This window comes from Natronolimnobius baerhuensis (genome assembly GCF_002177135.1).
Taxonomy (GTDB): domain Archaea; phylum Halobacteriota; class Halobacteria; order Halobacteriales; family Natrialbaceae; genus Natronolimnobius; species Natronolimnobius baerhuensis.
Genome location: NZ_MWPH01000003.1, coordinates 308,739 through 326,528, shown reverse-complemented (window position 1 = coordinate 326,528; position 17,790 = coordinate 308,739). Strand labels below are relative to the sequence as shown.

The 17,790-nt window shown below is 58.9% G+C and carries 20 protein-coding genes and 1 tRNA gene; 9 read left to right on the top strand and 12 right to left on the bottom strand.

Going from position 1 to position 17,790, the window contains the following annotated elements; all coding sequences use genetic code 11:
- Positions 1-31: 31 nt before the first annotated feature.
- Positions 32-553: a Holliday junction resolvase Hjc gene (gene hjc / locus B2G88_RS14205; protein ID WP_087715128.1), complete on the top strand. Its 522-nt coding sequence runs from the start codon at positions 32-34 to the stop codon at positions 551-553.
- Between the two features lie 69 nt (positions 554-622).
- A complete protein-coding gene (locus B2G88_RS14200; protein WP_176393251.1) occupies positions 623-997 on the top strand; it encodes a CBS domain-containing protein in 375 nt (124 codons plus the stop codon).
- 30 nt (positions 998-1,027) lie between these two features.
- Here B2G88_RS14200 and B2G88_RS14195 read toward each other — a convergent pair whose 3' ends face one another.
- Together B2G88_RS14195 and B2G88_RS14190 are read right to left on the bottom strand one after the other, a co-directional pair.
- Positions 1,028-1,699 carry an SWIM zinc finger family protein gene (locus B2G88_RS14195; protein WP_054863812.1) on the bottom strand — a complete coding sequence of 224 codons (672 nt, stop codon included), beginning with the start codon at positions 1,697-1,699 and terminating at the stop codon, positions 1,028-1,030.
- A gap of 140 nt (positions 1,700-1,839) precedes the next feature.
- The gene (locus B2G88_RS14190; RefSeq protein ID WP_245835404.1) at positions 1,840-2,274 is read right to left on the bottom strand and encodes a nitroreductase/quinone reductase family protein; all 435 of its coding nucleotides are present in this window, start codon (positions 2,272-2,274) and stop codon (positions 1,840-1,842) included.
- Between the two features lie 134 nt (positions 2,275-2,408).
- On the opposite strand from B2G88_RS14190, the gene pspAB reads away from it, so the two are divergent.
- Together pspAB and B2G88_RS14180 are read left to right on the top strand one after the other, a co-directional pair.
- Entirely contained in the window at positions 2,409-3,017 is a 609-nt protein-coding gene (gene pspAB, locus B2G88_RS14185) for a PspA-associated protein PspAB (protein WP_054863814.1), read from the top strand.
- Positions 3,018-3,262: 245 nt separating this feature from the next.
- Positions 3,263-4,366, top strand: coding sequence for an outer membrane protein assembly factor BamB family protein (locus B2G88_RS14180; protein ID WP_087715127.1), 1,104 nt, complete (start codon positions 3,263-3,265; stop codon positions 4,364-4,366).
- Between the two features lie 17 nt (positions 4,367-4,383).
- Here the strand turns inward: B2G88_RS14180 and B2G88_RS14175 are convergent, their stop codons facing one another.
- Both B2G88_RS14175 and B2G88_RS14170 read right to left on the bottom strand, forming a co-directional pair.
- Entirely contained in the window at positions 4,384-5,715 is a 1,332-nt protein-coding gene (locus tag B2G88_RS14175; protein WP_140408876.1) for a vanadium-dependent haloperoxidase, read from the bottom strand.
- A gap of 59 nt (positions 5,716-5,774) precedes the next feature.
- Positions 5,775-7,460 (bottom strand): CRTAC1 family protein, encoded by a 1,686-nt coding sequence (locus B2G88_RS14170; RefSeq protein ID WP_087715125.1) that lies wholly within the window; start codon positions 7,458-7,460, stop codon positions 5,775-5,777.
- Between the two features lie 207 nt (positions 7,461-7,667).
- On the opposite strand from B2G88_RS14170, the gene radA reads away from it, so the two are divergent.
- Positions 7,668-8,699, top strand: a complete 1,032-nt coding sequence (gene radA / locus B2G88_RS14165; protein ID WP_054863816.1) for a DNA repair and recombination protein RadA — start codon at positions 7,668-7,670, stop codon at positions 8,697-8,699.
- Between the two features lie 165 nt (positions 8,700-8,864).
- Positions 8,865-9,170: a hypothetical protein gene (locus B2G88_RS14160; RefSeq protein ID WP_054863817.1), complete on the top strand. Its 306-nt coding sequence runs from the start codon at positions 8,865-8,867 to the stop codon at positions 9,168-9,170.
- A gap of 124 nt (positions 9,171-9,294) precedes the next feature.
- Here B2G88_RS14160 and B2G88_RS14155 read toward each other — a convergent pair whose 3' ends face one another.
- The 3 genes from B2G88_RS14155 to B2G88_RS14145 all read right to left on the bottom strand — a co-directional run bounded on the left by B2G88_RS14155 (position 9,295) and on the right by B2G88_RS14145 (position 11,000).
- Complete coding sequence (locus B2G88_RS14155; RefSeq protein WP_054863818.1) at positions 9,295-9,726, bottom strand: iron-sulfur cluster assembly scaffold protein; 432 nt, start codon at positions 9,724-9,726, stop codon at positions 9,295-9,297.
- 86 nt (positions 9,727-9,812) lie between these two features.
- A complete protein-coding gene (locus B2G88_RS19665) occupies positions 9,813-10,154 on the bottom strand; it encodes a hypothetical protein (protein WP_054863819.1) in 342 nt (113 codons plus the stop codon).
- A gap of 291 nt (positions 10,155-10,445) precedes the next feature.
- Positions 10,446-11,000, bottom strand: coding sequence for a hypothetical protein (locus tag B2G88_RS14145; protein WP_054863820.1), 555 nt, complete (start codon positions 10,998-11,000; stop codon positions 10,446-10,448).
- A gap of 216 nt (positions 11,001-11,216) precedes the next feature.
- Between B2G88_RS14145 and B2G88_RS14140 the strand changes: the two genes are divergently transcribed.
- Positions 11,217-12,563, top strand: coding sequence for an AlbA family DNA-binding domain-containing protein (locus B2G88_RS14140; RefSeq protein ID WP_087715124.1), 1,347 nt, complete (start codon positions 11,217-11,219; stop codon positions 12,561-12,563).
- 455 nt (positions 12,564-13,018) lie between these two features.
- On the opposite strand, the gene B2G88_RS14135 is transcribed toward B2G88_RS14140, so the two are convergent.
- The 3 genes from B2G88_RS14135 to B2G88_RS14130 all read right to left on the bottom strand — a co-directional run bounded on the left by B2G88_RS14135 (position 13,019) and on the right by B2G88_RS14130 (position 13,950).
- Positions 13,019-13,122: transfer RNA gene (locus B2G88_RS14135), tRNA-Arg, on the bottom strand.
- A gap of 75 nt (positions 13,123-13,197) precedes the next feature.
- Positions 13,198-13,338 (bottom strand): hypothetical protein, encoded by a 141-nt coding sequence (locus B2G88_RS19660; RefSeq protein ID WP_176393250.1) that lies wholly within the window; start codon positions 13,336-13,338, stop codon positions 13,198-13,200.
- Between the two features lie 84 nt (positions 13,339-13,422).
- Positions 13,423-13,950 (bottom strand): hypothetical protein, encoded by a 528-nt coding sequence (locus B2G88_RS14130; protein WP_054863822.1) that lies wholly within the window; start codon positions 13,948-13,950, stop codon positions 13,423-13,425.
- 121 nt (positions 13,951-14,071) lie between these two features.
- Between B2G88_RS14130 and B2G88_RS14125 the strand changes: the two genes are divergently transcribed.
- Positions 14,072-14,665 carry an AAA family ATPase gene (locus B2G88_RS14125; RefSeq protein ID WP_054863823.1) on the top strand — a complete coding sequence of 198 codons (594 nt, stop codon included), beginning with the start codon at positions 14,072-14,074 and terminating at the stop codon, positions 14,663-14,665.
- A gap of 5 nt (positions 14,666-14,670) precedes the next feature.
- Positions 14,671-15,084: an RNA-binding domain-containing protein gene (locus tag B2G88_RS14120; protein WP_054863824.1), complete on the top strand. Its 414-nt coding sequence runs from the start codon at positions 14,671-14,673 to the stop codon at positions 15,082-15,084.
- A gap of 101 nt (positions 15,085-15,185) precedes the next feature.
- On the opposite strand, the gene B2G88_RS14115 is transcribed toward B2G88_RS14120, so the two are convergent.
- Together B2G88_RS14115 and B2G88_RS14110 are read right to left on the bottom strand one after the other, a co-directional pair.
- The gene (locus B2G88_RS14115; RefSeq protein ID WP_087715122.1) at positions 15,186-16,154 is read right to left on the bottom strand and encodes a hypothetical protein; all 969 of its coding nucleotides are present in this window, start codon (positions 16,152-16,154) and stop codon (positions 15,186-15,188) included.
- Positions 16,155-16,292: 138 nt separating this feature from the next.
- Complete coding sequence (locus B2G88_RS14110) at positions 16,293-17,687, bottom strand: signal recognition particle protein Srp54 (protein ID WP_087715121.1); 1,395 nt, start codon at positions 17,685-17,687, stop codon at positions 16,293-16,295.
- Between the last annotated feature and the right edge of the window lie 103 nt (positions 17,688-17,790).

Below are 17,790 nucleotides of genomic sequence, written 5' to 3'. Positions count from 1 at the left end.
CTTTATTAGCACCCGCACGTGAGAGCAGGGTATGTCTCAGGCGAAGGGTGATCGCCGCGAACGCGAACTCGTCAACGCACTTGACGAGGCCGGCTTTGCGGTGATGCGCGCCCCCGCGAGCGGGTCGGCCACGGAACGGGAACTTCCCGACGTGCTGGCTGGCGACGGCGAACACTTCTATGCAATCGAAGCAAAATCGAGTTCGGGCGACCCCATCTATCTGACTGGCGAGGAGGTCGAAGCCCTCATCTACTTCGCACAGAACTTCGGCGCGAAACCGCGGATCGGCATCCGATTCGACCGTGAGGACTGGTACTTCTTCCATCCTGGCGACCTCTACGTCACCGACGGCGGGAACTATCGCGTGAAAAAAGAGACCGCCATTGCGGAGGGAATCGACTTCGACGAGTTCGTCGGCACGAGCCAGAAAGTGACCTTAGACGAACTCGGCGAGAATGACGATGACGGCCCCGATGAGGACATTTTGCGGGTTCTCAATGCCGTCGAGCAGGGCATCATGGACGTCGAAGAAGCCGCGACAATGCTCGAGTAAGTTGGCGAGAGCCCCGACACACCGTCGATGTAGGAATAGACTCAAGTTATAGGCGCACACACTCAGCGTATGACTTCTGACGACCGAACGACCGTCGAGGACGTAATGTCGACACCACTCGAGACCGTTGCCAAGGATGCCACGGTGATGGAGGCAACACAGCAGATGCGCGAACACGATATCAACGCGCTCGTCGTCCGGACGACGCCGCGAGCGATCATCAGCAGCACGGACGTCCTCGAGGCCGTCGCAGAGGGCCAGGATACGACGGAGGTGCAGGTGAGCGACGTGATGACAACCGATGTCGAAACTGCCGCGCCGGACCTGTACATGGAGGAAGTCGCCGCAATGATGACGACGTACGGAATCAAACACCTGCCCGTCGTCGACGACGACTACGTCGGGATGATCTCCTCGACGGATATCGCAGCGCACCACTCATAAGCGCGAGACGGGCGCTGACCGGCGCTTCGATCAGTCAGCGACCGACCGGATTTCTGCGCGATCTGTGGGACTGTTTCGAGGCGACACGCGCTCGAGGCGCGTCCGCGGGAAGACGTAGACGCGAAGCGACGAGGGAACGACGCCGTTCGCGCGAACGCTCGCGTGCGGGTAGATTGCACCGACAACTGGGACGTCCGGCTCGTACTCGCTGTTCGTCGCGTACTCGGCGACCGTGCAGTTGGCGGCGTCAATCCGGACGGCATCGGCGCGGTACTCCGAGATATCAACAACGGTGAGCCGGTCGCCAGTCTCGCGGTCCCGGACGGTGTCGCCCGGCCAGAGCGTGTGCTCGGCGCAGTAGTGAGGGGCTGGCTCGTCCTCGAGGACGAAGACAGACGCACCGCAGTCGTGGCAGGCGACGGCGATTTTTCCTGGCGGTGGGGTCCGCCCCTCCGTAATCTCGATGGCGACGCGACGAATGTGCTTACAGCGGACGTTGCGGAAGATGTGATCCGGACAGGTACACCGGCCTGCCTCGAGATCGACGAGATAGGTGCTGTCGCTGGCTGATTCGACCTCGTAGAGCCCATCGCCCAGTGCGAGCACCGACATGGCGTCGGTGCGTGCACGGCGCGAGCGCTCCTCGAGGTGAGACGCTGTCGGAACGGGAAGCGGTGCTTTCGGTGATGCGGTTGTGTTCATGAGTGCATCGGGTGTCTGCGGGTAGATTCGGTTGGCAGGCGGTTCATCTAAAAGTAGGTTCTCGAGGCGTATAACGGACTCGGCGGACGTTAGATCGGCTGTAACTCTGCTATTCTAACGTCACTGTGAGCGGCAATCGGTCACTGATCCTCGAGCGTGAACCGGACGACTGCGAGTTCGTTTTCGGCGGTGGGTCGCGCGGTGTCGATCCCGACCAGTCGGGCGAGAACACGCCGCTGTCCGGCGTACGCTGCAAGCAGTTCGGCGCGCTCGGCATCGTCCTCGATGAGTTCCCCTTCTGCAGGTCGTCGGTTGCCGCGAACGTGGAGCGTACACGCAGTTGGCTCGCGAACGTTCGTCCACCAGATCGTCTCCGCTTTCGGCGTCACAGCGACGAGCACCCCGTCCGCGCGAGCGTACGCGATGGGGATCGTGTACACCCGGCCGCTCTTTTGTCCTCGGTACGTGACGAGAACGAGTGCAAAACTGGCAAGCCAGTGGAATGGTGATCGCAGGAGCCAACAGACGAGTGGGTTCACGACGCGGGTTTCGACCGTTCGAGCGACTCTCGTCATCGTACTGGATACCCGAGACACGGCCGATGATACGGGTACGCGCTACATCACTATGTGGGTGCTCGCGGAGGCGACTATTCGAATCTCGAGTCGAGAGACGTGAATTCTAAGAGGTTGGCCCCGTTGCATGGCGTATGGGACTGCTGGACGGACTTCGTGCCGCCCTCGGGTTGCGGGCCGAAGCCGACGCCAAACGTGATGCCGATCCCGAGGATCTGTTCGGGATGAGCACTGCCTATCTGACGATGGAAGCCGAACTCGGCTACGACGCGCTCGATATCGGCGCGCTCTGTTTCTCCGGCGTCGACTCACACAGCTTTCGCGAAGCCGTCGACGAAGTCGAAGCCATTCTCGAGGCGGGCCAGCAAGAGACCGGCACCGACTTTTCAGTTTCGGAGGACGACCACGGCTATCACTGGGTGATTCTCGAGGATAGCGATCCCGAGGATCTGATTACGAGCCTGCACTTCGCTGCCGATACGTTCGTCGAACACAACTACGGCTCACGGCTGCTCGCGGCCGTCTTTGCCTACGAGGACCGAGCGGGCCAGCCAGCCTACTGGATTTACTCATTCCGCCGCGGGCGATTCTATCCCTTTGCCCCCCGATCCGGTCGCGAACGTGACTCGAGTACGGAATTCAAACTCGAGTCGGCACTCGATGGCGAACTCGAAATCGAACGCGAGAAAGAGTACTGGTACCCACTCTGGCCGAGTACGGGCGGGACCCATCCCTGGGAGTAGGGACCATTTCGCGCGCGACCCAAATATATTTGGGAGTAGTGGTTTGATGCTGGCACCGCTAGCAAAGCATGCGACAGGAGGATACCGCATCGTCACACACCGCTGCGCCATACATCCATTTGCTCCTGTCGTACCGTTCACCCACCACCAACGCCTCCCCTTTCTGTGGCGTTGTCGCACTGGCTTCCAACAGCCTCGCGTGCGTGTCGTATCCATTATACCAGTCCACTGAGTAGCCCCGGGCAGTGACACAGTGGACCCAATACAACGGCGGCCCACAGCACACCGGCCATCGACGTGATCTCGAGGGACCACAGCGACTCGAGACAGACTGGACAGTCGACCTCTCGGGTGCAGTCGGCTCGCCAGTACTCGACCGCGATACGGTCTTCGTCGGAACCGAGCGTGGAAACATATACGCGTTCGACCGCGAGACGGGCCGACGCCGATGGACGTACGACACGCTCACTGCGACCGACGCGACGCCGGTCGTTACCCGCGAGCGACTCGTCTTCGCCAGCGACGACGCGCTCACGGCCGTCGACCCCGCAAGAGGCGATCTCGAGTGGGAAACATCGCTTTCGAGGGGAGTAACGACGCCAACGCTTGATGAGGGACAGCTCTACGTCGGCCACGCGGACGGCCTCTCCGCGCTCGAGGCCGACACCGGCGACGTGCGGTGGACCCACGAAACCGACGCGCCCGTCGTCACCGCACCCGTCATCGCCGATGCTCGCGTCCGTGATCGAGAGTGGGAGCACTCGCGCGTGTTCGCCCCCCTCGAGAACGAAACGGTCGTCGCTCTGGCTGTCGACGACGGCGAAAACGTCTGGACTGCGCCGTCGGACGGCGTCGTGACCGCCAGCCCAACGGTCGCAGACGGGCGCGTCTACGTCGGCGACGATGACGGAACGTTGCTTGCACTCGATACCAACTCGGGGCGCACGTGGTTTTCCTACGAAATTCGCGACGCGTTCACCTCGTCTGCAACAGTGCTCCCCGACGAAGAATCGACATTTATCGGCGCGGCAGACGGCTATCTCCACATCACCGATACGACCTTCGGTCGACGCAAACTCCGAGGCTGGCTCTTTGCAAAGAAAGGCGTCGCACTCGATGGTGAAGTCCAGGCGAATCCGGTCGTGATCGGCGACGTCGTCTGTGTCGGGGATACAACCGGCTCGCTGTACGGCCTCGATCTCACCGACGACTGCTCGCATCTCTGGCACTTCGGTACCGAAGACTCGAGTGCAATTGCGAACACGCCCGCCGTCGGCGAGGAACAGCTGTTCGTTGGCAGCGTAGATGGGCGACTCCACTGTCTGACGTGGACTACTGACGAACACTAGGCGGACGTTCCCGTCGCTCAGACCGGCCGCAAATAGTTCTCGAGCACCCACTCGCCAATCTGTTCGCCCATCTCGCAGCTGTCATCCATCGTGAATCGAAAGTGATTGCCGACGTAGATCCGGCTATCGAGTGACTCCTCGAGTGCGTCCTCAAGACTGTCGAACGAGCGAGTGATGCCTTCGTCTTCGCCGGTCGTCCCAGTTCGGATATCGCCGCCGAACTCGAAGGCGTAGTCGCCACGGCCGAGCACACCCTCGAGAACGGCACAGCCCGCACCACCGTAGGCAGCGAGTGTCGAGGGATACTCGGGTGAGCCGCCAGTTGCACGCGGCTCCCAGGACTGATCGGCGTGCGTGTCCGAATTCCCATCCCGATCTGCGTGATGGATCGCCGTTCTGGGCCGCCAGAAACCGTACTCGGCTTTGCCGTCCGACCCCGCAATTCCCGCATCAGCCAGCGCCAGGCTCAAGAGGGCAAAGAGTCGCACCTCCTCGAGCACGGGCAGTGGGTCCTCGAGCATGAGCGTCTGCGTAATGACGTTCCACATGTTCGGTGGCCGTGGCGACCCCGGTGCCCCGCGCCAGAACGCGGCGATGTCGACGTGTTCCTGTGGTCGATCACCGCCAGCGCGGCCCTGCTCGTACACTTCGTGCCAGTCAGCGGCGTAAGCCTCGCTCTCGAGTGCCGGTGGGCCATCGGGGCGGAACTGCTCGTGCGACTCGAGCGTCCACGGGCGGACGGTCGCGTACACCGGATTCCAGTCACGTCGGAAGCAGCCGGCCTGGGTCGCCTCCTCGCAGGGAACGTAGATGCCCGTCGTGTACTCGTCGTCGCGGTGTGCGAGCAGGTCCGTTGCAACGCGCCGACCCCACGCCTCGCCAGCGCCAGCGTCGCCACCGTCTGCAGCTACAAGCGTCGCCTCGAGTGTCTCGTCGAACTCGCTCCCGTACAGCGTGGTCATAACCTCGTCGGCTGCACCGGCGAGTGCTGCAAGCGGCGGGGCGTCTGCAGGTGCATCGGTTGGATCGGCAAAATATGGCTCGAAGTGGTCTTCGTCCGCTGCAGCCACGACCCCGTTGACTGCGTCGAACATCGCGACGTTGAGCAGTGCACCGCGGCGTGTGGGCGCGAAGTTGCCTCCCCGAAAGTGCTGAATTTCCTCGATAAACTGCTCGTTCCAGCGACAAACCGGGTCCGTTGCCGGGTCGGCGGCCGGTCCGCGAAGGGAGAGACAACCCGCGAGCGAACCGGCCACCGCACTTGCACCCAGCGCCAGAAACTGGCGGCGACGGGCGGTCGACGGTGGCGCTTGCGAGGAGTGGCTCGAGCGGATTCGAGTGTCGGCCACTGGGTACTGTTGTGCTCGATCTCGCTTATCGACTCGGTCGTCGGAAGGCTGGGAGTCAGTCATTGCTGGTCGGCCGTGTATGATCGCTGCGTCTCGATTCCATCAGGCGTTACGAGGAGTCGCTGCCCCGTGTCGACATCATCGAACGTCCGCTCGGTGCCGTCGGGCCAGGTGACGTGGAGTTCGTCCACAGCGGTTGCGTCGCCGACACCAAAGTGGAGCGTTCGCGTGTCCTGTGACTGGTAATCGGCCTTCGCGTTTCGAACGCGATACTGCGTCTCGCCATCAGCAGTCGCTTCGACCGTCGTCCCAAGTGTCGTGTACTCGAGGTCGCTCGCGCCGCCGACGACCACCTGCAGGCTGTTGCCCTGTGGTGCGTCATTGCTGTAGAGCCGGTATCGAGCGTTGTTTCCGGCAACGGCGACGTCCATCGACCCGCTGGTGTCGTAATCCAGCGCGCTCGCTCCCCGTTCGTCCAGTTCCTCGAGACCGACCTCGCTCGCGTTGAGTCGGTGGAACTCGCCGTCGCCCTGTGCGAACAACATTGGTTCGACGAACGTCGGCTCACCACCCTCGAAGCGGGCTTCGAACTGCGTCGTGTGGAAGATATCTATGCGTCCGTCGCTGTCGAAATCCTCGAGTGCGCCGCTCCAACCCCAGCCGCTCTCGTTGAGTCCGCGGGCAGCCCCCTGATCCTCGAACCCGTCGCCAGTCCAGACGAGGAGGTTATTGCCCTGGTTTCGATCACCGATTCTCGAGTTCATGAAGTCGACGAAGAGTTGGCGCTGCGTATCCGGCAGGTCAGCCCACCGATCCCGCGGGAAGTGGATGTTCGTCACGAAAATCTCGAGGTGCCCGTCGCCTGTAACATCGACCGCGCGCGAGGACATGCCGTTTCGGTCCGTGGCCTCGCCGAGATAGGCGTGCTCGAACGTCCCATCGCCCTGATTGGTGAGCAACTCGTCTTCGAAAAAGTCGTTTGCAACGTGGATATCGGGGTGGCCATTACCCGTCAGATCGACGATACTCGTGGCCATGCTCCAGTGGTCGCCATCACCCTCGATTCCGGCGTCCGTCGCACGCTCGAACTCCGTGCAGTCGCTCGTATAGAGCGCGTTTGGCTGGCCGTTGTCCTCCGGTGCGGTGAGGTTGAGGTAGTGGTGCCACCCCATCGGCTGCTCGTCGAGCCAGTCGTTGTAATCGACGATGAACACGTCCGCGCAGCCGTTTCCGGTCACGTCCGCCGCGCTCGCCGACGTTGGAACGACGAACGACTCGTCGAAGCCCACGTCGCGCTCGTGGAACGTCCCCTCATCGTTCTCGAGGAAAATTGGTGTGTTGCCCCGGCGCAAAAGCAGGAGGTCCTCCCAGCCGTCGTTGTCATGATCGAAAAAGAGCGCGCCCTGAACCGTGCCGTTGATCGGCGGCAATGCGTCAGCGCGCTCGAACTCACCGCCGCGATTCTCGAATAAAACCGGCCCGCCGCCCCCGATTGCGAGGACGTCCGTCTCGAGTGAGTTCGTGTAGTCGGTCGTATAGACGCCGTCGTTCCCGTTGATTGCCCCAATGCTGATCGACTCGTACTCGAGGCCGACGGTCTCGCTGACGTCACTAAAGGCGTAGTCGTCAGCGGTCGGGTCCGACAATTCGTCGTCGGATACCGACCCGTCCGGGACGAAACCGCCCGCACAGCCCGCAAGCACGACAACAGCGATCAGAACGCCAACCCCCCTCCAGACTCGCATAGAGTGTGATTGACTCACAGTGTAATAAATTGTTATATTCACAGGCCAACTTCTCGATCAATTCCAACAACCAGTAACTGCGACTCAATGAGAAACCAGCCGAAAGCGGCCCGCTCTGGATCCAGGAAAGTCGCATGTCGGACTCGAGTTTCACTTTCACTCCCCTGTTAACGAGGCTTTATGGGGTGGCCACCACAACGGAGAAGTATGCCTGACGCAGACCTCGAGACACTCCCCGGAGTTGGCCCAGCAACCGCCGAAAAACTGCAGGAAGCAGGCTTTGAATCCTTCCAGAGCCTCGCCGTTGCCTCACCCTCCGAACTGTCGAACACAGCCGATGTTGGCGAATCGACCGCTGCAGATATCGTTCGCGCCGCCCGTGACGCCGCCGACATCGGTGGCTTCGAAACCGGTTCGACCGTGCTCGAGCGGCGAAACGAAATCGGCAAGCTCTCCTGGCAGATCGACGAGGTCGACGACCTGCTTGGTGGCGGCATCGAAACCCAGTCGATCACCGAAGTGTACGGTGAGTTCGGCTCCGGGAAGTCCCAGGTCACCCACCAGATGGCCGTCAACGTCCAGTTACCCAAGGAAGTCGGCGGCCTCCACGGCAGTTCGATGTTCATCGACAGCGAGGACACGTTCCGCCCAGAGCGAATCGACGACATGGTCCGTGGGCTGCCTGACGACGTAATTGACGCCACGCTCGAGGACCGCGAAATCGAAGGCTCGGCTGGCGACGAAGCAGCGGTCGACGAACTCGTCGACGATATCCTCGATAAGATCCACGTCGCAAAGGCGTTCAACTCAAACCACCAGATGCTGCTCGCTGAGAAGGCACAGGAACTGGCAAGCGAACACGAAGAAAGCGAGTACCCGATTCGCCTGCTCGCGGTCGACTCGCTGACCGCGCACTTCCGCGCGGAGTACGTCGGTCGTGGCCAACTCGCGGACCGACAGCAGAAACTCAACAAGCACCTTCACGATCTCGATAAGGTCGGCAACCTCTACAACGCCGCCGTTATCGTGACGAATCAGGTCGCGTCGAACCCCGACTCGTACTTCGGCGACCCAACGCAGCCAATTGGCGGGAACATCCTCGGCCACAAGTCGACGTTCCGAATGTACCTGCGCAAGTCCAAAGGCGACAAGCGGATCGTCCGCCTCGTCGACGCACCGAACCTCGCCGACGGCGAGGCTGTCATGCGCGTCCAGGACGGCGGTCTGAAGCCCGAATAGTCGACGGCACCAGTAACCGCAGTAACCGCTCTCCATTCGATTTTTGTTTTGCAGTCGGAAATTCGTGGGAAGACTGCGATCAGCGTTGGTGCAAGTTGATGTAGTAGATCGGTGTCTAGATAACACACGAAAAACATAAATGGACTGATAGACGATACTCGAGCGATGGTTTCTAAGCGTGATTTTCTCGGTGAGGAACGTGGGCTCGAGTTAGCGACGTGGACCGAGTGGCAGTGGACTCGTATCGGAGCCGTTCTCGCCGGGCTTGGACTCACTGTGCTCTATTTCCGGCTCGATCTGTTCGCCGCGCTTCCTGACTGGATTGCCGCTGCGCTAGCATCGGTTCCCATTGGATTGCTCCTGTACGGAGTGACGCCACTGTCCCGGACAGCCGCTTTGCGGATCACGGTCAGCGTCGGACTCGGAGCCGCACTCACCACGGTGCTCACTACGCATGGCGTCGTCGGATAATCGTCTATAGGAACCAGCTGTTACTGATTGGTTCGTACGCCGCAGACACAGCGAGTAGACGACAGTACGATACGTCGGATCAGTGCTAATCAGTGAGAACAGATGACGACTCGAGAACAAGCCGTTAGTCTTCAGTCGTCGTCTTCTCCACGTCGAGTTCGCCCTGATAGATCTCTGCGCCATCTTGGGCGACCTTCTCGGCGAGCACCGCACACTTGACTCGCATTGGGGAGATGTCGACACCGAGCATGTCGATGATATCGTCGCGATCCATCTCGAGCAGTTCCTCGAGCGTTTTCCCCTGCAATTTCGTCGAGAGCATGCTCGCGGAGGCCTGGCTGATCGCACAGCCGTCGCCGGAGAAGGCGACGCGCTCGATTGTCTGTGTCTCGCCGTCGTCCTCGTCGGCGAGTGTGACATCCATGCGGATCTCGTCGCCGCACATTGGATTCTCGCCGATGTGGGTAAACGTCGGCTCCTCGAGTTGCCCGTAGTTACGCGGGTTTTTGTAGTGGTCGAGGATCTGCTGTCGGTACATATCCGAGCCCAGTCCCATCGTTGCACACGGATACGGCTGTCTGCTGTAAAAGGGTTCCGGGGTTGTGTGTCGCAGACTCGAGTGCGTCCCCGTTTGCCGTGGGTTCAGTCCTCGTCGAGTTGGTGCAACACCTCCGGTGCCACCCGACAGCCACAGGGGCGGGCGAACGCCGTTGTCGGCCCGAGAACCGTCACGCCCGCAATGCGGCCGTCACAGGCCGGGCAGGGGCAACTCGAGGGCGTCCTCGAGAGCGGTTGGGATTGACTCGAGTCTGGGTTGGTGTCCGTGTCTGGGTTGGCGTCCGTGTTGGAGTCGTCTGCGTCCGTGTCGGAGTCTGTGTCCGTGTCGGGCCTCGAGTCAGTTCTCTCACCGGCGTCCGAGTCTGTTCCGCCGTCGGCGTCTACATTTGTGCCACAGTCCGGTTCCCCATCGCGATCAGCGGCCATCGGCTGTTGCCGCTGGGTGTGGATGGCTCTCTCGAGGGGAGCGATTCAACTGTCGTGCGGGATGTTTATGTCCCGGTAGAATGAACGGAATCATGCTTGCAAAACCCGGAGCGGGTTTTGGAAGCCGTCTCGGGTGCCTCTAACACCCGGGGCATTTCACTCATGCCCGGTTTGGCTTCCGGTTGTTTTATTGTCATGTTGTGACTTATATCTACGGTTCACGGGCAGGGAGAAAACAGTATCTGCTGTCAGGGAGGTGTGCTTGATAGGCACTCAGAAACGAGACTCTCGTTAGCCCTCCCACAGTTCCTGTTGTTGCAGCCTCGTCTCAAACGTACACTCGCTGGTCTCAGTAGCAGTAGATACATTGAGCGTGACTTTTCGAGGCAACACCGCAAGCGCCTTATCAAAATCCCAGTCTGGATCTGGACAGATCGTTTTCTCACCACCAGAGCCAACTGTCGACACAGAAACCACCGCGAGTTCCTCGCCATCCCGTTGCATAAACTGCGGATCAACCCAGGGTTCGCCCGCAATGCTGATCTCGAGTTGGTCGTCTAATTCCGTAAGTGCGGCTTCAGCACTTTTCGTTCCACACGCTGCTGAATCGACTTCATCCGCGTCGACGGTGGCTGATTCCTCGATTGGATCGGCAGTTCCCTGTTCGTCTCTGGACGCAATCTCACAGTGTTCGGGTTCGTCATCCTCGTCGTCAGTTTCTTGATCAGATTCCGAATCGCTGTCGTTGGTGTCAGTGGTTTCGTCACCATTGTTCCCGCTTAGACAGCCGACTGTTCCAACAATCCCGCAGAGAGTTGCCGTTGTGAAAAACTGGCGACGTAACATATGTTCATCAAAGACGGATTACATATATGCTTTCTTCTGTATAAAAACAGCAGTCCCAGAATAGCTAGTGGGTTGGATGAGAGCACCGGGTACAAGAGTATATATTCGAGAAACGTGTTTTGCCAACATCCGACACCGAGAACCCAGATACTGGAGAATGGGGTTTATAACACAATCATCCTAATGTTTTTGTATTGACCTTACGAATACACCAATATGTCGGTACTCATAAACAATGAAAAGTTGTGGGATTTGCTGCAGCATGATGAGAATGATAAAGTAGACTTCAAAAGTTCAGAATTGCTGACGAATCCTGATGGGGAAAATAGATATAAGATAGCAAAACATCTTGCTGGCTTTGCGAACCATCGCGGTGGAAAAATCATATTTGGCGTAGACGACGATAGAGAACCTGAAGGCGTCAATTTAATCGAAAGTGAATGTCTCAGCACAATCTCTGAAATAGCGAATGCTAGGTGTAGTCCAACAGTGGATTTTTCTCATAATTTCTATTCAAATCAAAGCAATGATTTATCTGCGGGATGTGTGTTAGTGTTAAATGTCTTACAAAGGGCAAATTCTCCACCAATTGCTGTCACTGAGCGCTCAGATGGAAATATTAGGAAAAGAGAATATAGGATAAGATCGGGCGACTCAACCCGCTTGGTTACTGACGGAGAGTTAGTCTCGCTTTTCCACGAAAACCCTGACTTAGAACTTGAAACTTCATCTCTTGTTAAATATTTCCATACTCACGATTATGAACCGTTGAGCGTTTCGCCAACTCCGATATATTTCCTAAGAATGAACGATTTATATGACTATCTTTCTAACTTCAGTGAAGAGATAGCAAAAGTTCTGGATGATCCGGAAAGCGGCTATACTATGTATCATGCATTATTCCGAAGAGCTTTGATTATATCCATACTACATAGATTGAATATTCGATCCCATGATCAAATGCAGAAATCAATTAATGAAAAGGTAAGTGATATAGATATAAACAAAGGATATGAGTTTGAGAGCTATGACCTGAGTACATTGAAAATAAAAGATGAGGTACTACTTGATGAAATCGGATTTGACTTTGAGGAATGCTTGTCTGAATTAAATGAAGATCTATATTTCACAGACCAAGATAAGACTGGCTTGTTTATTCCAAAAGGTGGGGAAGTGGAGGTCTCCGAAGATATATCAGAAATAAATATATATTTGGAAAATGAGTTCGAGATTGTACTAAAGATAAACTGGCATAGTAGCCAAACAGGGTTACCTGAAGAGCATCCTGAATCTAAATCAAATACAGGAAACCCACATGAGAGAGTCGATGGGTCAAAGAGAACAATTACTGGGTCAATCCAAATGTCTACAGAATTTGCATATCCAGAGCAAGACTATAATGGATATATGACTAGTAAATTTTATAGTGAAGAGATCGCGAACATAGTGGTAGACAGATATGACTGGGAACAGTTTGAAGAGAGTCTCCCTAATAGAAAGCTATTCCAAATTGAAAATAAACTGGATGAATTGAGGTATTTGATTGACGACAGGGTAGAATAGCAGTATTAACTCAAATTTTAAAGTGGGAAAATAACCCGCACTATTTTATTGCTGTAAGCCACATAGTGATGTTTTTCCTATATTTCATATGATTCAACTGGAAAGTTGAATACGAAGGTGGAGCGGGGCGATGTATTTCTCGGCTTTGTTTCCTTAGGACACCCGGGAAGGAGCATTTTCCCAGATTGAACCGGCCTCGCAGCGGGGTAGCGAGATTGACCCAGCAACCCCGCCCTCGAGTACAAATCAACACCTGAAGTTCTCAAACAGATTACGGTGCTTCTTGGTAAAAGCAGAATAGACGTACGCTCGAGGCCAGTCTCCAATAAACGGTGAAACCCGTTCACAACGGTTCGGGCACGATGGGATTTGAACCACGGTCGCAGCAAGCAGCTCCCTGATTCAAATCCCCTGCGTGCTGCGTTCAGCACGCCTCGTAGTACTCGGCGGCTTCACGGGCACGATGGGATTTGAACCCACGACCGTCGGATGTCTTCCCCCACCGCAAACGCGGCGAGGATAGAAGTCCGACGCTCTTTCCGGACTGAGCTACGTGCCCTCGAGACTACTTCAACGACCGATTGGCATAAACAGTGCGGATTGTCGCCTCAGAACGGCACACAAGCGCCGACACTCACACCCCGAGAAACCGCAGGAACAATCCGAGCAGTAACACCAAAATACCAATCGCAGTCCCGACGAACGGCGGCACCACCGGAATCGGGATGACGATCAACAGGAGGGCGACGGCGATGACTGTCGTGGACAGGCGCATACGAACACGCTCGCCCTCGAGCGCCAAAGAGGGCCAGGGTCAGGACACGGCAGCGACAGTCGCCACGCCCTCGAGCGCGCAGCCCTAGAGCGGAAGCAGTATCCGGGCGGGGAGATTCCCGACGATGACAGCGAAGACCAGCGCCATCACGGTCTTTTTCACCTGTTCCTCGTAGGCGTTGCACTCGCTGCTGTCCGCGTTCAACTTACTGAGCGCCCCGCCGAGCGTCGGCTGGCTGGGACCTGCAATCTGCCGTTTCAGCTGGCGCTGTTTCCAGGCCGACCAGACGGCGTAGCCGGTGATCGAGAGCGCAGTCCCCGTCAGCGCGAACAGCCACACCCACGCAGTGATCGGGTCCTCGAGATGCGGTTGATCCACGAACAACTCATCAGACGCCGCGATGAGTTCTACGACGAGCGCGAGCATCGACAGCACAGTCACCACGAGACAGACGAGTGCGGCTCGAACGAACAGACCACCCAGATCGGGTGGGCTAACCGCCCACTCCCGCAGCGTCTCGTCGTCATCCGCATCCTCGTCTCTCGCCCACGCTGGCTCGTCGTAGCCGTCATCGTCGTCGTCATCCGACCCAAGCCGGATTCGAAGTCCCATCTCGAGCACAACGTATCAACCGACCAGCAATAGCGTTCCGGAACGGCCATCCTCGAGTGCGAACGCGAACACGATAGCGAACCCACAGTCCTTAAGCACGCAACACTGTTACCTCAAGTCGATGCACGTCATCGGAACGGTGGGCCTCCCGGGCAGCGGCAAGGGCGAGGCGGCCACCGTCGCACGCGAGGACGGAATCCCGGTGGTGACGATGGGCGATGTCGTCCGCCAGGAGACGGCCGACCGCGGCCTCGACCCGACGAAAGACCACGGGACCGTCGCCCAGGCGCTGCGCGAGGAAAACGGCCCGGCGGCGATCGCCGAGCGATCACTGCCGATGATCGAGGACCGACTCGAGAGCCACGAGACCGTCCTGGTCGACGGCCTGCGCTCGGGAACCGAACTCGACGCCTTCGAAGACGCGTTCGGCGAGTACTTCACACTCGTCAGCATCGAAGCCCCCTTCGATCTCCGCGCGGAGCGAATCGACGACCGCGGGCGCGATGCGAGCGCGGACGACGGCGGCGAACCGCTCGAGGCCCGCGACGAGCGCGAACGCGGCTTCGGGATGGACGACGCGATGGATCGCGCGGATGTGGTCATCGAGAACACGGACTCGCTCGAGGCGTTCCACGAGCGAGTGCGGCGCGTGATCCGCAACGGACCGACTGATGGCGAGAGCGAGACGACACTCGAGCAGCCCGAGAACAACTGACACCCATGACAGAAATTTACCGTGTCGACGTAGAGATCACGGCACCGATTTACGACACCGAGGTAACGAGTCGTGTCGCCGACGCTGTCGGGAACATCTTCCCCAACGCAGAGATCAGCGAGGAGTTCGGCGAGATCCGCGCCGAGGCCCACGCACTGGACCACGTCTCGGAGTTGCTTCACCAGCAGGAAATCCTCGATACAGCCCGCGGCGAGTTCTTTGCGAACCGCGACGGACAGACGTTCTCGTTCGCGCTCAAGAAACAAGCGGCCTTCGAGGATCGAATCAACTTCTCGGTCGGCGAACCCGACGAACTCGGGGAGATCAGCGTCCGCGTCCGCGTCGACGAGCCAACGCTCGAGGAGTATATCGACCACATCGCACCGCCGACAGAGGACGGCAGACCGGTTGAGAAGTAAGCGCTGCGCCGACACGGAACACCGAACGATTCCCTTCTTCCAAAGCGTCAGTTTAGTGGATACCGGTACACAGCCGTCTGGAGACTGCCAAACGGCTCAATCTAACACGCTCGAGCAGCCTCGAGTGCGTCTTCAGCCTCGGACTGGCGCTGTTGTGCGGTGCTGAGATCGTACTCCTTCGATGCGTCGGCTGCCGCCGCAAAGTTGGCTGCGGCGTCGGTCAGATTGTGGCTCTGACAGTGTGCGGTGTCAAAGGCCTCAGCCAGATTCGACGGCGCGTCTTCGTCTGGCGATTCGAACGTCTCGGTTGCGGCCTCGAACTCCTGTTTTGCCTCACGGAACGCAGCCGCCGCGGCCTCGTGGTCCTCGTCGTCAGCGTACTCGCGGCCAGTCTCGAGATGGTCGTAGCCGCCCAGTAACACATCGTAGCCGGCGGCAAGCGCCGTTTGGGCCTCGAGCACCGACTCCAACTCGTCGACGCCGGACTCGATTTCCTCGAGGGCGATGACCGCGAGATCCGAAAGACGATCCTCCTCAAGCGCCGCCAACTCGGCGGTCGCCTCGGCAAACTCCGCCCCTGCAGCCTCGAGCGTCGACGTTCGCTGGTCAATCGTCTCCTGTGCGTCTGCGAGGTCGTCGTCGCCCTCGGCCTCGAGTGCGGCGCTGACCTGCTCGATTTCGTCAGTAAGCGCCCCGTCGGTGACAACGGCGGTCGTCTCGACGACGACTGCGAGCACGTCGGCGTAGGCGCGAAGTTCCGCGAGGTCGGCGTCTCGACCGTCCAGTTCGGACTCGGCGGTGTCGAGGTAGTCCGCCGCCTGCTCGAGATGCGCTTGCGGTGCAGCGGCGTCGAACTCGACGTCATCGGCGTCGGCCGCATCGAGGTCCGCCTCGTAGATTGCGAGTGCGGCGTCGTTCAGTTCGCCGACGGCTCGAGAGAGCGCCCGTTCGCCGGTCCGATCCGCGACTTCGTGGCCCTCGTCATCCCCAGTAAGCGTTCCGAGACAACCTGCGAGTGTAACGACGCCCAGCCCGGCACCGCCACGGGCGAGACACTGTCGACGATTCATGACTCGAGCGTTCGTCTCGGCTCTCTTTAACGTGACGACCGGACTGTCACGCGAACAGCACAATCATGGTCGGAGAGAGGTCTGTCTCTCGGTGAAAAACAACTCGAGGAATACCTGAAAATTTGAGGTTGTGGTCGATTAGCCGAACGGCCCCATGCCGCCCATGCCACCGCCGCCTCCGCCACCGCCCTGTTGCATCTGTTGCATCATGCGTTGCATCTCCTGATCGGAGCCCATGCCCTGGAACTGCTTGATGGTCTTTTCCATCATCTTGTACTGCTGGAGCAGTTGGCGGACCTTCTCTTCGCTCGTTCCCGAACCGCGGGCGATGCGTTCGATCTGGTTCGCGCCGATGGCTTTCGGATACTCCTTTTCGGCGTCGGTCATCGAATCCATGATGACGCTGAAGGTGTGCATCCGTTCCTGGGTGACGTCCATCGCATCGTCAGGCAACTGGTCTTTGATCCCGCCGCCGAAGCCGGGGATCATGTCCATGACCTGATCGAGCGGCCCCATGTTGTTCATCGCCTCCATCTGCTTTTGCATGTCGTTCAGGGTGAACTGGCCCTTGAGCATGTCCTCTGGGTCCCAGTCCTCTTCTTCGATCTCGGTCTGCTCCATCGCGCGCTCGACGCGCTCTGCGAGTTGGCCGAGATCACCCATGCCGAGCAGCCGCGAGATGAAGCCGTCAGGCTCGAATCGCTCGACGTCCTGTACTTCCTCACCGGTCCCGAGGAAGGCAATCGACGAATCGGTCTGATCGACTGCCGTCAGGGCACCACCACCCTTCGCAGTACCGTCGAGTTTCGTGATTACCACGCCGTCGATCCCAATCGACTCGTCGAACTGAGCAGCCTGATCCTTCGCGCCCTGACCGATTGCGGCGTCCAGGACGAGCAGGGACGTATCCGGCTCGACGACACCCTCGATCTGCTCGATCTCGTCGATCAGGTCGTCCTCGAGCGCGTGGCGACCGGCCGTGTCCACGATGTGTACGTCCGCGTCGCTCGTCTCCTCGAGTCCCGTGCGTGCGATTTCGACTGGGTCCTCGGCATCTGGGTTGCCGTAGAAGTCGACCTCGGCGCGTTCGCACATTTCTTTTGCCTGCTGGTAGGCACCGGGTCGGAAGGTGTCGGTCTGGATCACTGCCGGGCGCAGCCCCTTCGTCGAGAACCACCAGGCCATCTTGGCCGAGGAGGTCGTCTTACCCGACCCCTGCAGCCCGGCGAGGAGGATGGTCTGTTCCTCGAGCGGGAGTTCCGTCGAGTCACCGATGAGATCGACCAGTTCCTCGTAGACGATGCGGAGGACGAAGTCCCGCGCGGGCGTCCCGGCGGGTGGTTCCTCCTCGAGTGCGCGCTGTTTGATGTTGCTTGAGAGTTCCTGGACGAGCGAGATGTCGACGTCGGCGGAGATCAGCGAGCGCTGGATCTCCTTGACGATTTCCTCGACATCTTCCTCGCTGATCCGGGACTTGCCACGGAGCTTGTCGAGCGTGCCCCGTAGCGAACTGCCGAGATCGTCGAGTACCATTTGTACTCCCTACGAGGCGACGGCGTTAAAGGCTTTTTCTACCCGCGGATCGCAGAGACCGACTCAACGCCGAGATAAGTGGTATTCATGGACTCGAGTAGCG